Annotated in this window: 4 protein-coding genes; 3 read left to right on the top strand and 1 reads right to left on the bottom strand. The window is 49.7% G+C overall.

What is annotated here, in order from left to right; translation table 11 throughout:
* Window positions 1–213: 213 nt before the first annotated feature.
* Window positions 214–1,080, top strand: a complete 867-nt coding sequence (fba, locus tag QZ305_RS11550) for a class II fructose-1,6-bisphosphate aldolase (RefSeq protein ID WP_294732140.1) — start codon at window positions 214–216, stop codon at window positions 1,078–1,080.
* Window positions 1,081–1,135: 55 nt separating this feature from the next.
* On the opposite strand, the gene QZ305_RS11545 is transcribed toward fba, so the two are convergent.
* Window positions 1,136–1,324: a hypothetical protein gene (locus QZ305_RS11545; RefSeq protein WP_294732139.1), complete on the bottom strand. Its 189-nt coding sequence runs from the start codon at window positions 1,322–1,324 to the stop codon at window positions 1,136–1,138.
* 215 nt (window positions 1,325–1,539) lie between these two features.
* Here QZ305_RS11545 and QZ305_RS11540 point away from each other — a divergent pair, with 215 nt between their 5' ends.
* Together QZ305_RS11540 and QZ305_RS11535 are read left to right on the top strand one after the other, a co-directional pair.
* On the top strand, window positions 1,540–2,805 hold the full coding sequence (locus QZ305_RS11540; protein ID WP_294732138.1) for a UDP-N-acetylglucosamine 1-carboxyvinyltransferase: 1,266 nt from the start codon (window positions 1,540–1,542) through the stop codon (window positions 2,803–2,805).
* A 50-nt stretch (window positions 2,806–2,855) separates the two neighbouring features.
* Window positions 2,856–3,383 carry a GNAT family N-acetyltransferase gene (locus QZ305_RS11535; protein WP_294732137.1) on the top strand — a complete coding sequence of 176 codons (528 nt, stop codon included), beginning with the start codon at window positions 2,856–2,858 and terminating at the stop codon, window positions 3,381–3,383.
* The last annotated feature ends 182 nt before the right edge of the window (window positions 3,384–3,565 follow it).

Below are 3,565 nucleotides of genomic sequence, written 5' to 3'. Positions count from 1 at the left end.
TATTATTAAAAATTCCAATCTGAGATATGTTCAGATGGAACTGTGAAAGACCCGGCCAGACCGGTGAAGATGGCTGGCCCGTCCCGCAGAAAAACCCGAACGTAAGCGATTTCATTCGCTGCATATCCGCGTCAGAAGCCGGAAACGGTTTTCAATTGCTGCCGGTCGTTGTAAAATGCTGTTGAGAGAATTCAATAAGGAGGATTCTGCAGAATGTTAGTTTCAGCTACTGAAATGATCAACAAGGCCAACGAAGGCCACTATGCCATCGCACAGTTCAACATCAACAACATGGAATGGATCAAGGCCATTCTGCTGGGCTGCGAAGCGAAGAAATCCCCGGTCATCCTGGGTGTATCCGAAGGTGCAGCCAAATACATGTGCGGCTACAAGAACGCCGTTGACATGGTCAAGAACATCATGGAGTTCTACGGCATCACAGTTCCCGTTGCCATCCACCTGGATCACGGAACATATGATGGCGCAAAGAAAGCCATTGAAGCAGGCTTCACTTCCGTTATGTTCGATGGTTCTCACTACCCCATCGAAGAGAACATCGCGAAGTCCAAGGAACTGATCGAGCTGGCTCACAGCAAGGGCATCTCCATTGAGTGTGAAGTTGGCGGCATCGGCGGTGAAGAAGACGGCGTTGTATCTGCCGGCGAAGTTGCAGATCCGAAAGAATGCGCTGCTGTTGCAGACCTGGGCGTTGATTTCCTGGCTGCCGGCATTGGCAACATTCACGGCAAGTATCCCGCTGACTGGGCTGGTCTGAACTTTGATGTTCTGAAAGAGATCCAGAACCAGACCAACGGCAAACCCCTGGTACTGCATGGCGGTTCCGGCATTCCCCAGGAAATGGTCAAGGAAGCCATCACCATGGGTGTGTCCAAGGTTAACGTCAACACAGAATGCCAGATCGTATTTGCAGACGCTACCAAGAAATACATCGAAGACGGCGGCATTGACAAACCCAAGGGTTACGATCCCCGTAAACTGCTGAAACCGGGTGCTGATGCCATTCAGGCTCTGGTTGAAGATTACGTTGTAAACTTCTTCGGCTCCGCTGACAAGGCGTAAACAAAAAAAGACCTGCTGAAAAGCAGGTTTTTTCTTCCGGGAAACCGGATCTGTTTCAGCAGACCTGAATTCTGGTCGGACGGTCCAGGAGGGAACGGATGTCTTCTGCTTCTTCTCTGGTGAAGAATTTCTTTTCATTCTCCTGCCAGCTCGTCATATAGGACAGGCACCGCCTTCCTTTGGAAAAGAACAATTGTGCTTCAGAGAACCAGCCCTGACTGGTGATGATGAGACAGTTTTTCATATGCGTCCCTCCTTCTGAAAAGAGTATAGAACGCAAACTGGCCGTATTTATGCCGGTTACACAAGTTTCGGGCTGTAACGTATGTTTTGAATGGGTACATGTAAGGGGATACAGCTTACTGCAGGCTTTGTATTTCTCCGGCAGGTTCTTTCTTATGGAGATGACTGTTGAATTTCGCTATAATCAGATTCGATGGAACGGGAGGAGGAACCAGCATGGAAGAAGTCATAAAAATTGAAGGCGGAAGAAAACTGCGTGGTTCGGTGCGGATCAGCGGCTCCAAGAATTCTACCGTTGCGCTGATTCCGGCGGCAATTCTGGGCAGCGAGCCTGTCACGATTTATGGCGTACCCCGTATTTCGGATGTAAACTCCCTGACCCAGCTGCTGCGGGAATTAGGCGTTTATGTTGAATGCCGCAATGATGACACGTTATATATAGATCCCAGGAAAATGGAGAACCATCCGATGGTATCCCATGCAGTTTCCAAACTGCGTGCAAGTTACTACTTCATGGGTGCACTGCTTGGCAAATTCGGTCATGCGGAAATCCAGATGCCGGGCGGCTGCTACCTGGGACCCAGACCCATTGACCTTCACCTGAAGGGGTTTGAAGCTCTGGGTGCGGATATCAGATATGAACATGGCTGTTATATTCTGGATGCTCCCAAGCTCAAGGGTAACCGGATTTTTCTGGATATCTCCAGTGTGGGGGCTACAATCAACATCATGATGACCGCTGTGTTTGCCGAGGGCAGAACAGTGATCGAGAATGCTGCCCGCGAGCCGGAAATCATTGACATCGCCACTTTGCTGAACAAAATGGGTGCCAGAATTCATGGCATGGGAACCAGTTCTCTGGTGATTGATGGCGTTGAGGAACTGCACGGCTGCAGCCACGAAATCATTCCTGACCGGATCGAAGCTGCTACGTATATTCTGATTGCGGCGGCGATGGCTGAAGAGATGACCATTGAAAATATCATTCCCCAGCATCTGGAAGCGATTCTGATGAAGCTGGAAGAAATCGGGATCGATATGAAAGTGGGTCCGGATTTTGTCAAAATAAGTCATACAGACAAGCCGCTCCGTCCTACGGAGATTATGACAAAACCCTATCCCGGGTTTGCCACAGATGTTCAGCAGCCTTTCACGGCCATTCTCACTCAGTGCCAGGGGCAGTCGGTTGTGACGGAAACAATTTATACCGAACGGTTCAAGCACTGCGGTGAACTGAACAAAATGGGCGCTGATATTGATGTGCGGATTCCCTCCGGTTTCGTGAATGGTCCTACACCCCTGACCGGAACCAGCGTGGTGGCTACAGATCTGCGCTGCGGAGCCGGACTTGTGGTTGCAGGGCTGATGGCTGACGGGGTCACGGAGATCCACGATGTGTATCACATCGACCGGGGATACGACAACCTGGATGGAAAGCTGCAGTCTCTGGGCGCAAAGATCTGGCGGGAACCAGTTGAATAGTGCTTTTGTAAATCCGGGTGTCCCGGATTTTTTCCTTTGGAGGAATGACAATGAAGAATTCAGAACATTTCCGGTACCGCATGTGGAAACAGTCGGATGCCTGGAGTCTTTACAGGCTGTCACAGGATAAGGGACTGGCTTTTTCCTGCGACTGGAAACCGCATGGCAGTCCGATGCAGAGCCTGGAGATGATTGGCAGCAAGCTGCAGAACAGCCTGTGCCGTGTGATTCTGAATATGAAGGGTGAGGCAGTTGGAAGCGTGGAAATATGTCTTCCTGACAAGGAAATCACGTTGTGGCTGACCAGCCGCTATGCAGAGAAAGCGGCTTGCCGGGAAATCCTTCAGTCTGCCGTTTCGTTTGCAGCGGAAGAAATGGACCTGGATGCATTGTGGATTGGTGTGGATGAAAACAGTCAGAGTCATCGGAAACTGCTGGAAGCATGCGGGTTTCAGGCACATCATTGGATCCTTCGGGAAGACATCGATAATCAGGAATTTCGCAGGATCATTCTTTTCAAAAAGAGCTGGACAGATGCGGAAGTATCATGTAGTATAAATGAGCCGCAAGTCAGTTGAACTTATCAACTGAGTCATCGAATCAAATGAATAAAAAGATTAAAAAAGCCGTTGACAAACTCTTGCGGATGAGTTATGATATATGAGTGCTGAGGCGGCTGGCTGCTCTTGACAGAGTGCCTGCTGTCTTGGGATGATTATCAGGCTTTGGGCTTCAGATATGGTCCACAGCCAATTGGGAA

Origin of the sequence: uncultured Faecalibaculum sp., from assembly GCF_910588395.1 — a bacterium.
Classification (GTDB): domain Bacteria; phylum Bacillota_I; class Bacilli_A; order Erysipelotrichales; family Erysipelotrichaceae; genus Faecalibaculum.
This window is presented reverse-complemented; position numbering and strand designations above follow the sequence as displayed.

Coding starts and splice junctions, on each gene's coding strand:
- fba (WP_294732140.1), top strand. CDS start 214: ATGTTAGTTTCAGCTACTGAAATGATCAACAAGGCCAACGAAGGCCAC.
- QZ305_RS11545 (WP_294732139.1), bottom strand. CDS start 1,324: ATGAAAAACTGTCTCATCATCACCAGTCAGGGCTGGTTCTCTGAAGCA.
- QZ305_RS11540 (WP_294732138.1), top strand. CDS start 1,540: ATGGAAGAAGTCATAAAAATTGAAGGCGGAAGAAAACTGCGTGGTTCG.
- QZ305_RS11535 (WP_294732137.1), top strand. CDS start 2,856: ATGAAGAATTCAGAACATTTCCGGTACCGCATGTGGAAACAGTCGGAT.